The organism is Achromobacter veterisilvae (assembly GCF_037619525.1).
GTDB classification, from domain to species: Bacteria; Pseudomonadota; Gammaproteobacteria; order Burkholderiales; family Burkholderiaceae_B; genus Achromobacter; species Achromobacter veterisilvae.
The window spans coordinates 5,256,379-5,270,398 of record NZ_CP148753.1 but is presented as its reverse complement, the minus strand read 5'-3'; the positions used below and the strand labels follow the sequence as shown (position 1 = coordinate 5,270,398).

The 14,020-nt window shown below is 68.0% G+C and carries 17 protein-coding genes; 5 read left to right on the top strand and 12 right to left on the bottom strand.

The window, feature by feature from the left end; translation table 11 throughout:
* Positions 1-14: 14 nt before the first annotated feature.
* Positions 15-782 (top strand): AraC family transcriptional regulator, encoded by a 768-nt coding sequence (locus WHX56_RS24465; protein ID WP_129239945.1) that lies wholly within the window; start codon positions 15-17, stop codon positions 780-782.
* Positions 783-787: 5 nt separating this feature from the next.
* On the opposite strand, the gene trhA is transcribed toward WHX56_RS24465, so the two are convergent.
* A complete protein-coding gene (gene trhA, locus WHX56_RS24460; RefSeq protein WP_129239946.1) occupies positions 788-1,432 on the bottom strand; it encodes a PAQR family membrane homeostasis protein TrhA in 645 nt (214 codons plus the stop codon).
* 234 nt (positions 1,433-1,666) lie between these two features.
* Here trhA and WHX56_RS24455 point away from each other — a divergent pair, with 234 nt between their 5' ends.
* Positions 1,667-2,719, top strand: coding sequence for a PHB depolymerase family esterase (locus tag WHX56_RS24455; RefSeq protein ID WP_338879243.1), 1,053 nt, complete (start codon positions 1,667-1,669; stop codon positions 2,717-2,719).
* A gap of 87 nt (positions 2,720-2,806) precedes the next feature.
* The gene (locus WHX56_RS24450) at positions 2,807-3,322 is read left to right on the top strand and encodes a DUF1993 domain-containing protein (protein WP_129239948.1); all 516 of its coding nucleotides are present in this window, start codon (positions 2,807-2,809) and stop codon (positions 3,320-3,322) included.
* A gap of 6 nt (positions 3,323-3,328) precedes the next feature.
* On the opposite strand, the gene WHX56_RS24445 is transcribed toward WHX56_RS24450, so the two are convergent.
* Both WHX56_RS24445 and WHX56_RS24440 read right to left on the bottom strand, forming a co-directional pair.
* Positions 3,329-3,835 (bottom strand): VOC family protein, encoded by a 507-nt coding sequence (locus WHX56_RS24445; RefSeq protein ID WP_129239949.1) that lies wholly within the window; start codon positions 3,833-3,835, stop codon positions 3,329-3,331.
* Between the two features lie 60 nt (positions 3,836-3,895).
* Positions 3,896-4,252, bottom strand: a complete 357-nt coding sequence (locus WHX56_RS24440) for a DUF1428 domain-containing protein (protein ID WP_338879242.1) — start codon at positions 4,250-4,252, stop codon at positions 3,896-3,898.
* Positions 4,253-4,422: 170 nt separating this feature from the next.
* Here WHX56_RS24440 and WHX56_RS24435 point away from each other — a divergent pair, with 170 nt between their 5' ends.
* Positions 4,423-5,403: a GlxA family transcriptional regulator gene (locus WHX56_RS24435; RefSeq protein WP_129239951.1), complete on the top strand. Its 981-nt coding sequence runs from the start codon at positions 4,423-4,425 to the stop codon at positions 5,401-5,403.
* Positions 5,404-5,410: 7 nt separating this feature from the next.
* On the opposite strand, the gene WHX56_RS24430 is transcribed toward WHX56_RS24435, so the two are convergent.
* The 5 genes from WHX56_RS24430 to WHX56_RS24410 form a co-directional block, all read right to left on the bottom strand.
* Positions 5,411-5,863, bottom strand: a complete 453-nt coding sequence (locus tag WHX56_RS24430) for a GNAT family N-acetyltransferase (RefSeq protein WP_129239952.1) — start codon at positions 5,861-5,863, stop codon at positions 5,411-5,413.
* 18 nt (positions 5,864-5,881) lie between these two features.
* Positions 5,882-6,436, bottom strand: a complete 555-nt coding sequence (locus WHX56_RS24425; protein WP_129239953.1) for a hypothetical protein — start codon at positions 6,434-6,436, stop codon at positions 5,882-5,884.
* A 193-nt stretch (positions 6,437-6,629) separates the two neighbouring features.
* Positions 6,630-7,259, bottom strand: coding sequence for a malonic semialdehyde reductase (locus tag WHX56_RS24420; protein WP_338879241.1), 630 nt, complete (start codon positions 7,257-7,259; stop codon positions 6,630-6,632).
* Positions 7,252-8,967 carry an N-acyl-D-amino-acid deacylase family protein gene (locus WHX56_RS24415; RefSeq protein WP_338879240.1) on the bottom strand — a complete coding sequence of 572 codons (1,716 nt, stop codon included), beginning with the start codon at positions 8,965-8,967 and terminating at the stop codon, positions 7,252-7,254. Before WHX56_RS24415 ends, WHX56_RS24420 begins: the two co-directional genes overlap by 8 nt.
* Before the next feature lie 27 nt (positions 8,968-8,994).
* The gene (locus tag WHX56_RS24410; RefSeq protein WP_129239956.1) at positions 8,995-10,005 is read right to left on the bottom strand and encodes a Bug family tripartite tricarboxylate transporter substrate binding protein; all 1,011 of its coding nucleotides are present in this window, start codon (positions 10,003-10,005) and stop codon (positions 8,995-8,997) included.
* Positions 10,006-10,188: 183 nt separating this feature from the next.
* On the opposite strand from WHX56_RS24410, the gene WHX56_RS24405 reads away from it, so the two are divergent.
* Positions 10,189-11,130, top strand: coding sequence for a LysR family transcriptional regulator (locus WHX56_RS24405; RefSeq protein WP_129239957.1), 942 nt, complete (start codon positions 10,189-10,191; stop codon positions 11,128-11,130).
* Between the two features lie 28 nt (positions 11,131-11,158).
* Here WHX56_RS24405 and WHX56_RS24400 read toward each other — a convergent pair whose 3' ends face one another.
* The 4 genes from WHX56_RS24400 to ppk2 all read right to left on the bottom strand — a co-directional run bounded on the left by WHX56_RS24400 (position 11,159) and on the right by ppk2 (position 13,731).
* On the bottom strand, positions 11,159-11,605 hold the full coding sequence (locus WHX56_RS24400; RefSeq protein ID WP_287756519.1) for an SRPBCC family protein: 447 nt from the start codon (positions 11,603-11,605) through the stop codon (positions 11,159-11,161).
* Between the two features lie 104 nt (positions 11,606-11,709).
* Positions 11,710-12,438, bottom strand: a complete 729-nt coding sequence (locus WHX56_RS24395) for a TerC family protein (protein ID WP_287756520.1) — start codon at positions 12,436-12,438, stop codon at positions 11,710-11,712.
* A 165-nt stretch (positions 12,439-12,603) separates the two neighbouring features.
* Entirely contained in the window at positions 12,604-12,858 is a 255-nt protein-coding gene (locus WHX56_RS24390) for an RNA-binding protein (protein ID WP_129239960.1), read from the bottom strand.
* A gap of 51 nt (positions 12,859-12,909) precedes the next feature.
* On the bottom strand, positions 12,910-13,731 hold the full coding sequence (ppk2, locus tag WHX56_RS24385; protein WP_129239961.1) for a polyphosphate kinase 2: 822 nt from the start codon (positions 13,729-13,731) through the stop codon (positions 12,910-12,912).
* Between the last annotated feature and the right edge of the window lie 289 nt (positions 13,732-14,020).

The window sequence follows — 14,020 nt, the reverse complement described above, 5'->3', positions numbered from 1 at the left end:
GCGGCGCAAGCGCCATGCGCAACGCCCACATCGACCGCTACGACCACCTGGACCGCCCCGTCGTCGCCATCGGCAACGACTACCCGCCCGGCCAACTGCTGCCCGCCCACGCGCACCGCCGGGCCCAGTTGCTGTACGGCGCCACGGGCGTCATGCAGGTCGCCACCCGCGACGGCAACTGGGTGGTGCCGCCGCAGCGCGCCGTGTGGATCCCGGCGGGCGTGACGCACGAGGTCCGCATGCTGGGCGTCAGCACGCGCAGCGCCTACATCGAACCGGGGGCGGCGCGCGCGGACGGGCGGGCCTGCGAAGTGATCGAGGTGTCGCCGCTGCTGCGGCAGTTGCTGATGGACGCGGTGGACATGCCCGCCGACTACGACCGCGCCGGGCGGGACGGCGCGCTGGCGGCCTTGCTGCTGCACGAGGTCGAGCGCGCCCCGGTGCTGCCCCTGCATATCCCGCTGCCGCCCGACGAACGCCTGGCGGCCCTGTGCCGGGCGTTCATCGCCGCGCCCGACGCGCGCGCCGCGCCGCAGGCCTGGGCCGATCGCCTGCACATGAGCCCGCGCACTTTCAGCCGCCATTTCCGCGAGCAGACCGGCATGGCGTTTTCGGAATGGCGCCAGCGCGCCTGCGTGGTGCTGGCGCTGTCGCGGCTGGCTTCGGGCGCGCCCGTCACCGCCATCGCGCTGGATTTCGGCTACCAGGGCCCGGCCGCGTTTTCCACGATGTTCCGGCGCGTGCTGGGCCGCCCGCCCACGGAGTACCTGCGCCAGGGCTAGCGGCCTCAGGCCGCGTACCAGAGCACCGCGAAGAAGTGGCAGACGGTGCCGGCCAGCACGAACAGATGCCACACGAAGTGGCTGTAGCGCCAGCGGTTGTCCAGCACGAAGAACGCCACCCCGCCCGTGTACGCCAGCCCGCCCGCCACCAGCCACCACAGGCCGCCGGTGGGCACGCGTTCGATCAGGGGCTTCACCGCGATGAGCACCAGCCAGCCCATGGCCAGGTACAGGCCCGTGGAGACGGCGGGCCGGTTGAGCCGCTTGCTGGCTTTCAGTCCGACGCCGAGCAGGGCCATGCCCCAGACCAAGCCGAACAGGGTCCAGCCCCAGGGGCCGCGCAGGGCGCCCAGCGCGAACGGCGTATAGGTGCCGGCGATCAGCAGGTAGATGGCCGAGTGGTCCAGCACGTTGAAGAACTGCTTGGCGCGGCTGCGGGGCAAGGCGTGGTAAATGGTGGACGCCAGGTACAGCAGGCACATCGACGCCGCGAAGACCGCGGCGCCCGCGATGAAGGCGGCGTCGCCCTGGCGCACCGCGGCTATGATCAGGATGGGCGCCGACGCCACGGCGCCGGCCGCGCCGACGCCATGGCTGATGGTATTGGCGATTTCTTCGCCTAGGGTCTGGGGTCTGTCGTCGGGAAACATGAATGCGTCTTGTTGGCTGGAAGCCACCACCATAGGCGCTTTGCGCCGCCGCCTCAAGGCCGCCGCCGCTTTTTGCGCGCGCGATGCGGGGACGGTTTGATCTTGTGCAAACCCGGGCCTGCCCCGAGGCCCGGGATGCCGCTGGCGGATAGTTACGGTGTGATACATTCCATGCGGTGTCACGCTCAACGGGTTTACTGGCCGAGGCCTAGAATGGCGCGCAGTTTTACCAGTTTGTTCTTCAAAACCGCAAAGAAATTCGGCAGGCTTCAGCGCGCGGCGCTGCGCGCGGCCGCTCCGCAGGCCGCCAAACGGCGCAGCGCGACCCGGCGCAAGGCGACCGTCGCCGCCAGGCAGGCCGCCAAGTCCGCGGCGCCCGCGGTTCCCTCGCTGGGCGGCGGCCGCTGGGAGGCCGCCAGGCAATTCTCCGACAGCCGGGGCCACCGCCTCGGTTTCTCCCGCTATACGCCCGTTTCCGCGCCGGCGGCAGGCATGCCGCTGGTGGTGATGCTGCATGGCTGCAGGCAGACCTCCCAGGCGTTCGCCCGCGGCTCCCGCATGAACCAATGGGCCGATGCGGGCGGTTTCATGGTGCTGTACCCGCAGCAGTCCCTGGCGCGCCAGGTGCAGCGCTGCTGGCGCTGGTTCCAGCCGGACGATGCGCACGGGGGCGCGGAGGCCGATCTGATCGCCGCGCTGATCCGGTCGGAGTCGGCCAGGTTCGGGCTGGACCCGGAACGCATCTACGTCGCCGGTCTGTCCGCCGGCGCCGGCATGGCCGCGCTGGTGGCCCTGCGGCACCCGGAACTGGTCGCCGCGGTGGCCATGCATTCGGGGCCGGTGGTGGGCGATGCCCACAGCGCGGCCAGCGGCATCGGCATCATGCGGCGCGGCACCCTCAAGCCGCTGCTTCCGCTGGTGGAGCGCGTGTCGGATCCGGCCGTGTTCCGCCTCGGCATGCCCGCCCTGATCCTGCAAGGGCAACTGGATCCGGCGGTGGCGCCGCGCAACGCCCGGCAGTTGTTCGAACAGTTCCGGGCGCTCAACGGCCTGCCGCCGGAAAGCGCGCCCGTCGAACACGTGCTGGGCCTGGGCACCGAAAAGGCCTATCGCCGGGTGGACATGCTGCGCGGCCAGAACACCGTGCTGCGCCTGTGCGAGATCACGCGGCTGGAACATGCCTGGAGCGGAGGCGACGCGTCCATCCGGTATCACGCGCGCAGCGGGCCCGACGCGTCGGCGCTGATCTGGCGTTTCTTCCAGGGGCAGCGCCGGCCGGCCGGCTGACGGGCGCGCGGCGCCCGGATATAGGCGTATGCTCGATGGACCGGCGCGCCGTGCGCCGGCCGCCATGCCTTTTCGGGAATCATTGCCATGCCCCTGTCCATGTACCAGGCTTGCGTGCCTGTCTTCATCCGCGGCCTGACCGTCCTGGCCGCCCTGCTGGAAAAGGGCGCCGCCCACGCCGCCGCGGCGGGCGCCGATCCTGCCGGCCTCATCGATGCCCGCCTCGCGCCCGACATGTATCCGCTGTCCGGGCAGGTGCAGCGCGCCAGCGACACGTCCAAGTTCGCGGTGCAGCGCCTGTCCCAGGTGGAGGCGCCCAAGTTCGCCGACGAGGAAACCACCTTCGAGCAGCTACAGCAGCGCATCGCCGCGACGATCGAATACCTGCGGGGCGTGTCGGCGGACAAGCTGGAAGGCGCCGAAAGCCGCAAGATCACGCTCGCCTTCGGCGACTTCAGGCAGGAGTTCCAGGGCGACGATTATCTGCTGACGTTCGCGCTGCCCAATTTCTATTTCCACGTCACGACGGCCTACGGCATCCTGCGGCAGGCCGGCGTGCAGATCGGCAAGCTCGATTTCCTGGGGCCGTACCCGCAGTCCTAGCGTGAACTAGCCCGGCTGCTTCCTGGACGGGTCGCCGCAGCCTTCCATTTCGCCCATTGCCGCCATGTTCCGCTGGATTTCCTCCGGCGTCAGGTCGAGCTTGTGCGTGGCGATGGACCAGCGGTGCCCGAACGGATCCACCACCTGGCCGTAGCGGTCGCCCCAGAACATGTCCGCCACGGGCATCGTCACCTGCGCGCCCGCCGCCACGGCCTGCTTCATGGCGGCGTCGACGTCGTCCACGTACAGGTGCAGAGTGACGGGCGTGCCTTTCAGCGCCTTCGCGCCCAGGCTGCCCCATTCGGGGAAATCGTCCATCAGCATCAGGACGGAATCGCCGATGCGCACGGCCGCGTGCATGATCTTGCCGTTGGGGCCGGGAAGCCGCGCGAGTTCCTCGGCATTGAAGGCTTGCTTGAAAAAGGCGATGGCGTCCGACGCGCCCTCGCACACGATGTGCGGGGTCAGCGTGTGCATGCCTTCGGGAATGGTCCTGGTCGCAGGGGTGCTCATATCGAGTCTCCGGGAGGTTCGGTTGAAGAGAGGCGCGGATGGAATTTCCGGCCGCCTCGGTTAATTGCCCACCAAGGTGCTGAATCCGCCCCAGCACATGCGCTTGAAATCGAATACGCCTTCGCAGGCCATGTCCTTCAGGCGGGGATCCGACATGACCTTGGCGTTGATGCGGTCCCGCTCCGCCTTGCTGGCGTACAGGATCCACGCGAATACGACGGTCTCGCCGTCGCGCGCGCCGGCCGCGGCGGTGAACGAGCCGAAGCCTTCCCCGTCGATGTCGTCCGCCACGCCTTCGCGATAGTCCAGCGCGCCGTGCTCCAGCCACACCGCCTGGGCCTGCTGCGCCATCTTCTTGTAGGTATCGAGATTGGCCTTGGGGACGCTCAACAGGTAACCGTCTATGTACTTTTCCATCGTTGACTCCTTTGGTCCGCGTTGTTCTATCGCGCTTGGGCTCGCCCCGCTGGCCGTCCGCCGCGCAACCCGGATCTGGTTCCGGTAGTGCCACTGTATCGGGATCGGGCGCGGTTTCAGATAGGCGATTGCGACAATCTTGAGGGTGGATTGCGACAGCCCGCAGGCGTATGCTTTGCGGGATGAAAAACATCGCGTTCCTGCTGCCGCTGGGGGCCAATATCGCGTCGCTGGAAACCGCGAGGCACGGCTTCCTGGTCGCCAACGAATACCTGGCCGCGCGCGGGCGCGAGCCCAGGTTCCAGGTGCGCACCCTGGCGCTGACGCGCGAGGTCAGGCTGGATGACGGCCGCATCACCGTGCAGGCCGACATGGTGCTGGCCGACGCCCGCGGCGTCGACATCTGCATCGCTCCGCCGCTGCTGGGCTCGGTGTCCGACGCCGTGCTGTCCAACCGAGAGCTCATCGAGTGGCTGTCGCGGCATCACCGCGAGGGCGGGGAGGTGGCCAGCCTGTGCATGGGCGCCGCGCTGCTCGCGGCGGGCGGCATCCTGGACGGGCAGCAGGCCGTCGTCCACTGGGTCGCGCAGAACCTGTATGCCAATCTGTTCCCCAGCGTGCATTGGGTCAGCGACCGCGTCGTGATGGCGGACAACGGCGTCTACACCAGCGGCGGCGCGTTTTCCGCCGCGCACCTGGTGCTGCACCTGATCGAGAAGTACACCGACCGCGACACAGCCATCTGGTGCGCCAAGTACTTCCAGCTCGACTGGAGCCGCCAGAGCCAATTGCCGTTCTCGGTGTTCATGGGGCAGAAGGCCCATGCCGACGAGGTCGTGCGCGCGGTGCAGGACTACATCGAAGGCCGCTACACGGAAAAGATCACGGTCGAGGAACTGGCCGGCCGCCACGCCATGGGCCGGCGCACCCTGGAGCGGCGCTTTCGCCAGGCCACCGGCAACAGCATCGTGGAATACGTGCAGCGCGTGCGCGTGGAAGCCGCCAAGCAGCGCCTGGAAACCTCGCGCAAGAGCGTGGCGGAAGTTATGTACGAGGTCGGCTACAACGACACCAAGGCTTTCCGCGATATTTTCAGCAAGTACTGCGGCATGTCGCCGGTGGGATACCGCGAGCGCTACCACTACCAGTAGTGCCGGTTCAGCCCTGGTAGCGGTACACCCGGGTATCGCGCATCGCGAAGCCCGCCGATTCGTACAAATGGTGGGCCGACAGCCGGCCGGGATTGGACGTCAGGTCCAGCGTCCTTGCGTTCAGTTCGCGGCTCTTGACGATGGCCGCGTGCGTCAGCGCCATGCCGACCTTCATTCCGCGCGCCTGTTCGTCCACCACCACGTCCTCGATCCAGGCCCGCACGCCCGTGGGGATGCGGAAATGCACCAGCGTCAGCGTGCCGACGATGCGCCGGTCCTCGCCCATGGCGGCGATGAACACGTGGTTGGAGGGCGCGCGGATGATCTCGTCCAGCGCCTCGCGCGACAGCAGCGGGGCGGTCCTGGACAGTTGCGGCAGCAGCCGCGCGAAAGCCGCGACCAGCGCGTCGTCGGCTTGCGTGGCCAGCGTGACTTCGACGTGATTTCCCAAGGGCTTCACCGGGGTCTCCTGCGAGAGCTACCTCGATGTTGTAGCCCACACCCGGTCCGGATACCAAGCGGTGAATTTCATGGCCCCGGCAAGCGCGGCGACCGTCACCGCGATCACGATGGCCTGCGGCGGCCGGGGATGGTGCGCCAGCAGGGCATCGGTCGCCGCCATGGCCGCGAACGCCAGCGCCCAGGCGGCGGCCACCGCATATTTCATGCGCATGAACCGGCGGCTCCGCCAGACGTAGTCGGGTTCTTTTTCGCGCGCGTATTCCAGGGTGAAGGGCCGGCGCAGCGCGATGCTCAGCAGCACCAGGAACAGCAGCCCGCCATCCACCCGCAGGCGCGTTTCGGCGATCGTCCAGGATTCGCCGTCGGCCATCGGCGCGTACACGGTCAGTCCTGTGAACAGCAGGAGCGTGCCGGTTTCCAGGAGCTTCAGGCGGCGTTCCGGGTTGAGCCAGTCGCGCAGCACCAGCCCCGCGGACACGAAGGCGCCCGCGGCCAATCCTTCCAGCGCCCCGACAGCCCTTTCGATGATGACAAACACGATGAAGGGCGCGAACGCCAGCAGGATGTTCATCTCGACTCCCCGACCTTGAGCGCGTCCCGGCGCGCTTGCCGCGCCGCTGTGAGAATCGAGACGCGAACATGTCTATTTCTTCCTGCCCGCCAGGGTGGGGCATATTTCGCCGTTCGTCCATCGGCCGCCTGGATGGGGCCGGATGGAGGAACTCCCACGCCGCATCGGCTGCCCCCTAGGCGGCAACCGGGCCTCAGGCCATCGCGCAGGCCTCGTCGAACGGCAGCCGCGGCAGCCTGCCGCGCAAGGGTGCGGCGGCGGCATACCCCAGGTTGCAGAGGAAGCTGACCTCCGCGCGTCCGCCGGGGAAGTAGCGCCGCGTTACGGCGTCCGCGTCGAAGCCTCCCATGGGGCCGCAATCCAGGCCCAGCGCGCGGGCGGCGATGATGAAATAGCCGTGCTGCAGGCTGGCGTTGCGCAGCGCGGCATCGCGCGTGGAAGCCGGGCTGCCGGTGAACCAGCCGCGGGCCTGCGGCTGGTGCGGATAGAGGAAGTCCAGCCGTTCATGGAAATGCAGGTCGCAGGCAAGCACGGCGGTGACCGGCGCCAGCCGCGTCTGCTCGCGGTTGCCCGCGTCCAGCAGCGGCAGCAGCTCCGCTTTCCCGGCCGCGCTCTGCACGAACACGATCCTGGCGGGTTGGCAGTTGGCCGAGGTCGGGCCCATGCCCATGAGCCGGTACAGCTCGTGCAGCAGGGCCGGCGCCACGGGGCGTTCCTGCCAGGCGCGCGTGGTCCTGGCCTGGAGGAACAGGCGGTCGAGGCAGGCCCCGGCCAAGGGACTGGACCAGAGGGCGCCGTCCGGCGCGTTGCGGCTGTCAGGCATCCTGCCGCCTCGCGCCGCGCAGGAGCTTGCCGGGCAGTTCGCCGGTGGCCGCGCCGTCCTCGAAGATGGGAAGCCCGTCGACCAGCGTGGCGAGGTAGCCGTCGGCGCGCTGGATGAGGCGGCGGCCGCCGCCCGGCAGGTCGAACACCATTTCGGGGCAATGCACTTTCACCGCGCCGGGGTCGATGACGTTGACGTCGGCCTTGTAGCCCGGGCGCAGCAGGCCGCGGTCCAGCAGCCCGTAGACGCTGGCGGTGTCGCGCGTCTGGCGCTTGACCACGTGCTCCAGGTCCAGCAGCGGGCCGCGGCGGCGGTCGCGGGTCCAGTGGCTGAGCATGAACGTCGGCATGCTGACGTCGCAGATGTAGCCGCAGTGCGCGCCGCCGTCGGAAAGGCTGTTCACCGTATTGGGGTGCTGCATCAACTGGTGCAGATGGTCCAGGTTTTCGTACGAATAGTTGAACGACGGGTAGTAGAGGATGGCCTGGCCATCGTTCTCCAGCATGAGGTCGTAGACGAGCTCCAGCGGCGGGCGGCCGCTGCGCCGCGCCATGGCGGCCACGCTTTCCTCGGGCAGCGGCTCGTAGTCGGGATCGCTGCCCAGGCGGTAGATTTTGTGGAAGCTGCTGAACAGCGTTTCGGCGCGGCGGTCGAGCAGGCCGCGCTGTTCGTTCATGATGCGGCGGCGCGTTTCGGGATCGCGCAGCCGGGCCAGCTTTTCCGGCAAGGGCAGGGCGTGCAGGGCCTGGTAGCTCGGGTGCGCGATGAACGGGTGCAGGGAACTCTGCCACGAAAAGAGGATGCCCAGCGGCCGTCCGCTGATGCCCGCCAGCAGCGGCACCCCCTCCTGGTGCGCGCGGTCCAGGTTCAGCACGATCTGCTTCCACACGTCGGGCGCGGCGTCGGTCTGCTGCAGGTTGAAGAGCACGGGCAGGCGGTTGTGGCGGGCTAGTTGTTCCAGCCAGGGCATTTCGCCCTCCATGGCGGGATGGTTCGCCGTCATCTGGAATACGCCGTGGCCCACCTCGCCCATGACCGATCCGAGCGCGGTGATTTCCTCGCCGGTGGCGAAGGTGCCGGGCGGATACTTGCGGTCGTCGTACTTGTGCAGGAACGTGCGGGACGTGGAAAATCCGACCGCCCCGGCGAGCAGCGCTTCGCGCACCACCTCGCGCATGGCGATCAGGTCGGCTGGCGAGGCTTCGTCGTGGTGGATGGCGCGTTCGCCCATCACATAGGCGCGCACGGCGCTGTGCGGGATCTGCGCGCCCACGTCCAGCGCCTTGGGGCGGCGGTCCAGCGCGTCGAGGTATTCGGGGAAGGTCTCCCAATCCCACTGGATGCCCTCGGACAGCACCGAGCCGGGAATATCCTCCACTCCCTCCATGACCTTGATGAGCCAGTCGCGGCGGTCGGGCTTCACGGGGGCGAAGCCCACGCCGCAATTGCCCATGATGGCCGTGGTGACGCCATGCCAGGTGGACGGGCTGAGGTAGGGATCCCAGGTGGCCTGGCCGTCGTAGTGGGTATGGATGTCCACCCAGCCCGGCGCCACCAGGCAGCCGTCGGCCCGGATCTCGCGCCGGGCGGCGCCGGCCTTGCCTTCCGCCTGGACGACGCGGCCGCCGTCGATGGCGAGGTCGCCCGTGTGGCGGGGCTGGCCCGAACCATCGACGATCGTGCCGCCGCGTATGACCAGATCATGCATTGCGCTCTCCTTTGAACTCGCGCGGGATTACTGGAGGACCAGGCCGATGCGCCGGATCACGGCGCCCCAGCGGTCGCTGTCCTTCCGGACGATCTGCGAGAACTCCTTCGGTCCCGCGCCGCTGACTTCGTTGCCTTGCGACACGATGCTCTGCGTCACCTCCGGGGTGTCCAGCGCTTCGCGGAACACCTGGGCCACGCGCTCGGCCAGCGCGGGCGGCATGTCGCCGGGCCCGAAAATGCCTTGCCAGCCGACGATGTCCAGGCCGGCGATGCCCTGTTCCTTCAGGGTGGGCAGGTCCGGCAGCACGCTCAGGCGGCGGTCGGTGGCGGGGCCCAGCAGCTTGACCTTGCCGGCGCGCGCGTTCTCCACGGCGGTCGCCGTGCCGTCGAAGTAGACCTGCACCTCGCCGGCCAGCAGCGCGCGGCTGGCGTCGGCCGTGCCCTTGTACGGCACGTGCACGATGTCGATGCCGGTCTGCTGCTTCAGGATCTCGCCATTGAGATGGGAGGTGGAGCCCAGGCTGTACGAGGCGAAGTTCAGCTTGCCGGGATTCGCCCGGGCGTAGTCGATCATTTCGGCCGTCGTCGAGAAGGGCGCATCCTTGTTGGCGACCAGCACCGTCGCCGAGCGCACCACCTGCAGGACGGGCGTGAAGTCCTTGACCGGGTCGTACGGCAGTTTCTTGTAGAGATGCGGGTTCTGGGTGTGCGTGACGACGATGGTGTAGAGCAGGGTGTAGCCGTCGGGATTGGCGCGCGCCACTTCCTGCGCGCCGATCATGGTGCCCGCGCCAGGCTTGTTGTCCACGATCACCGGGGCGCCGGTCCGCTGCGTGACCTTCATCGCCAGCATGCGCGCCAGCGCGTCCGAACCGGACCCGGCTGGAAACGGCACCACCATCCGGATGGGCTTGCCGCCGCCGGGCCACGGCGGGGCCTGCGTGGCGGGCGCGGCGCCCGCCGAAAGACAGGCCAGGGCGCCCAGCATCGCAGCCCCGCCTTTGCCCAACAACCTTAAAAACGACTTGCGGTCCATGTTGTCTCCTCCTGGGGGTAGGCAATGTCGCGCATTGCTCTGGTCGGGGTGCGCCATCGGGCGGTGTTTTTCTTGCCGCGCAACCTGCGCGGCGGAGGGATTTCCCGTCCTGGCAAGCTGTTTTAGTCTTGCCATTGATCGGAATCAAATGCATATTTAGCCGAATCTTGATGAGAAAAATGCATGAGCCTCTCGATCCGGTCGCTCCAGCACTTCGCGGTGCTCGTGGAGGAAAAACACTTTTCGCGCGCGGCGCAGCGGCTGCACCTGACGCAGTCCGCGCTGACGCGCAGCATCCAGGCGCTGGAGGACTCCCTGGGCCTGGTGCTGGTCGACCGGGCGTCCACCGGCGTCGCGCCCACGCAGGCCGGGCGCACGGTGCTGGAGCGCGCGCAGCGCATCCTGGGGGAAACCCGCGACCTGCGCCGCGAAGCCGAACTGATCCGAGGCCATGACACCGGCCGCGTGAACCTGGGGGTGGGCGTGTTTCCGGCGGCCGGGTTCCTGTCGCCGCTGCTGGTGCGCATCGCGCGCGAGCATCCGGGGTTGAGCGTGCACGTGGAAGTGGAGAGTTGGCAGCGCCTGCTCGACAAGCTGCTGCAGGACAAGCTGGATTTCGCGGTGGCGGTCACCCACAGCCTGCCGCCGCCGGACGACTTCGCGGTCCGGCCCCTGCCGCCCCAGCATGGCGGCCTGTTCACGCGCGCGGGCCATCCGCTGCAGGGCGTGGCCAAGCCCAGGCTGCGCGCCGCGCTCGGGCAATACCGCCTGGCCGCCACCGACCTGCCGCCGCGGGCGCGCGAATACCTGGCCCGCCTCTACCAGGTGGCGCGGCACGACGAATTGCCCATCGCCTTCGAATGCGACAGCGTCGCCGCGCTGCGGGACGTGGCCCTGGGCAGCGACGTCGTGCTCTTCTGCACGCGCGAGGCCATCGCGGCCGAACTGGCGCAGGGCCTGCTCGTGCCGCTGCCGCTGGCGTATCCGGCCACCGGCCCGCTCACCCACAGCATCATCCACCGGGCCCGCCGCACGCTGTCGCCGACCGCCGAGCGCGTGATCGAACTGGTGCAGGAACTGCTGGCCGGGGCGGCCGCGCCCGCGAAGAAGCCGCGCCGGCGCTAGCGTCTCGCCCCGCAGGCATGCCGCGCGTTCAGTCCGGGATCTCGGGTTCGACCAGGCGCTTCAATTGTTCCAGCGAATCCTGCCAGCCCAGGTAGCACATCTCGGCGGGAATCGTCTCGGGGATGCCTTCCTGCCGGATGCTGATTTCCGTTCCGCAGGAGACCTGCCGCAAGGTGACGGTCGTCTGCATCTGGCCGGGCAGGCCCGGATCGTCGAACTGGTCCGAATAGCGGATTTTCTCGTTCGGGACGAGTTCCAGGTATTCGCCGCCGAAGTCGTGGCTGTGGCCGGTGCCGAAGTTGCGGAACGACATCTTGTGCAGGCCGCCGACCTTCGCATCCAGTTGATGGACCAGGCAGGTGTAGCCATAGGGAGGAAGCCAGCGCGCGATCGCGTCGGGTTCCAGGAATGCCCGGTAGATGCGCTCGGGCGCCGCGCGCATGACGCGATGGAGATTGACAGTGCCGGTAGTCATGGTGAGTCCGCCTTTCGGGAAGTTGTGCGTACTGACACGACGTACCAGTGGACCGGAAATCGACACGCCCGGTCTCGGGGAAAACCCTCGATATGCACATCCCGTTACGAAGTCGACGCCGGCTCTCCATCGGCCGGGCGGTTGCGCCGCCGGCGCGCCGCCAGCCACTTGCCCGCGGCGATGACCAGCAGGGCGCCCGCCAGTTCGACGCCCATCTTGAGCATGGGGGCGGGCTGGCCCCAGCGCTCGACGATGAAGATGTCGGTGATCAGCATGCCGCCCGCGATCCAGCCCAGCAGCCCCGCGCCGAACGTGACGGCCACGGGGAAGCGGTCGATCAGCTTCAGGACCAGGGTGCTGCCCCACACGATGATGGGCACACTCACGCACAGGCCGAAGATGACGTAGTAAAGCTGATGGTCGGCCTGGGTGTTCTGGGCGGCGCCCGCGATGGCGATGACGTTGTCCAGGCTCATCGCGAAATCGGCCAGGATGATGGTCTTGATGGCCGACAGCACGGTGGCGCCTCCGGCGACGTTGCCGTGCGCGTCTTCTTCCGGCGCCAGCAGCTTGATGCCGATCCATACCAGCAGGAGGCAGCCCAGGGCCTTCAGGAAGGGGATGTCCAGCAGCACGAGCGCGAAGGCGATCAGCAGCACCCGGAGCAGGACCGCGCCCGCGGTGCCCCAGAGTATGCCGCGGATCCGCTGCCGGGCCGGCAGATTGCGGCAGGCCAGCGCGATCACGACGGCGTTATCGCCGCCGAGCAGGATGTCGATGAGGACGATCTGGAATATGGCGCCCCAATGGAACGTCTCGATGGCTTCGAGCATAGGTATCCCGCCGAAAAGAACAAGGAAGCGCAACGCGTTGCGCGGCCTGTCCAGGCGGCGTCTGCCCCGCGCGTTTTCTTTTCATTCTAGGCAGGGCGGGCGCCGGACCCGCGAGTACTGGCGCTGCGTTCATGGTTATGGAGGCGGCGCGGACGCCGCGCGGCTTCAGGGTATCGGGTCCCGCATGACCAGCGCCGAAATCGTGTGGTTCTTCCAGAAGACCTGATGGATGCGGGGCAGCAGGGTGCGCAGCGCCGCGGCGCTGCAATCGTGGAAGACCACCAGGACGGCCGGGCGCTCGCCGGTGCCGGGAACGCGTTCGATGCGGTCGAACGAAGGAAAGCCGTACTTGATGAGGAAGCTCCTGATCTCTTCGTCGGTGGTGCTTTCCTCCACATGGTTGATGAGTAGTTCAGCCATGATCGTATCTCCTAGGTAATGGCGGCCAGGCCATGGCGCGCGCGGTTCCGTTCAGAACAGCTCGGGAACGTGCCGCAGCGGACGGTTGGGCTCGCGGTAATCCCCCGCCTTCTGCCGTTTCGGCAGCTTGACCTTGGCACGGGGCAGGGGCTCGTATGGAATGCTCGCGAGCAAATGGCTGATGATGTTCAGGCGCACCCGCTTCTTGTCGTCGGACTGCGCCACGTACCACGGCGACAGGTCGGTGTCGGACGCCAGGAACATATCGTCGCGCGCGCGGGAGTAGTCGTACCAGCGGCTGTACGAATCCAGGTCCAGCCTGGAGAGTTTCCAGACCTTGCGCTCGTCGTTGATGCGGGCCTGCAGCCGGCGGGCCTGTTCCTCTTCGCTGACTTCCAGCCAGTACTTCAGCAGCAGGACCCCGGAACCGATGATGGCGCGCTCCATGAGCGGAACGGCCCGGAGGAAGACCTTGGCCTCTTCCTTGGTGCAGAACCCCATCACGCGCTCGACCCCCGCGCGGTTGTACCAGCTACGATCGAAGATCACGATCTCGCCGGCCGCGGGCAGGTGCGGAAGATAACGCTGCATGTACATCTGTGTTTTCTCGCGGTCCGACGGCGCGGGCAGGGCGATCACGCGGAACACGCGGGGGCTCACGCGTTCCGTGATCGCCTTGATCGTGCCGCCTTTTCCCGCGCCGTCGCGGCCTTCGAACAGGATGCAGACCTTGGCGCCTGTCCGCACCACCCATTCCTGCAGCTTGACCAGCTCGACGTGCAGGCGCGCCAGTTCTTTTTCGTATGCCTTGGCCGACAGCTTGGTTTGCGCCGGCTGCTTTTCCTGTCCTGCTGCCTTCTTCCGAGCGTTCATGATGGCACTCCAGAATGCACTGCGGGGAATCTTGGGAAACCTGCGTGTCGTGGCGTGATTCCGACTGTAGCGCCAAGCGGCCGGCGTTGTACATGGGGGCTTCGCGCAAGCCCCTCTGGCGAGAAGCAGGAAAGCTCAATAGAATCGGTTGGCACGGGACTTCCATCATGCAGCGGCGGCATTGCGCCAAGGAGAACAGGCCTCTTTCGATTTCGACCGCCCGGGGCTTGCGCGCGGCCGGCAGTCCCTGCCGGATGGCGCCGGCCCGGGTCCACAGGCGTCCTCGCGG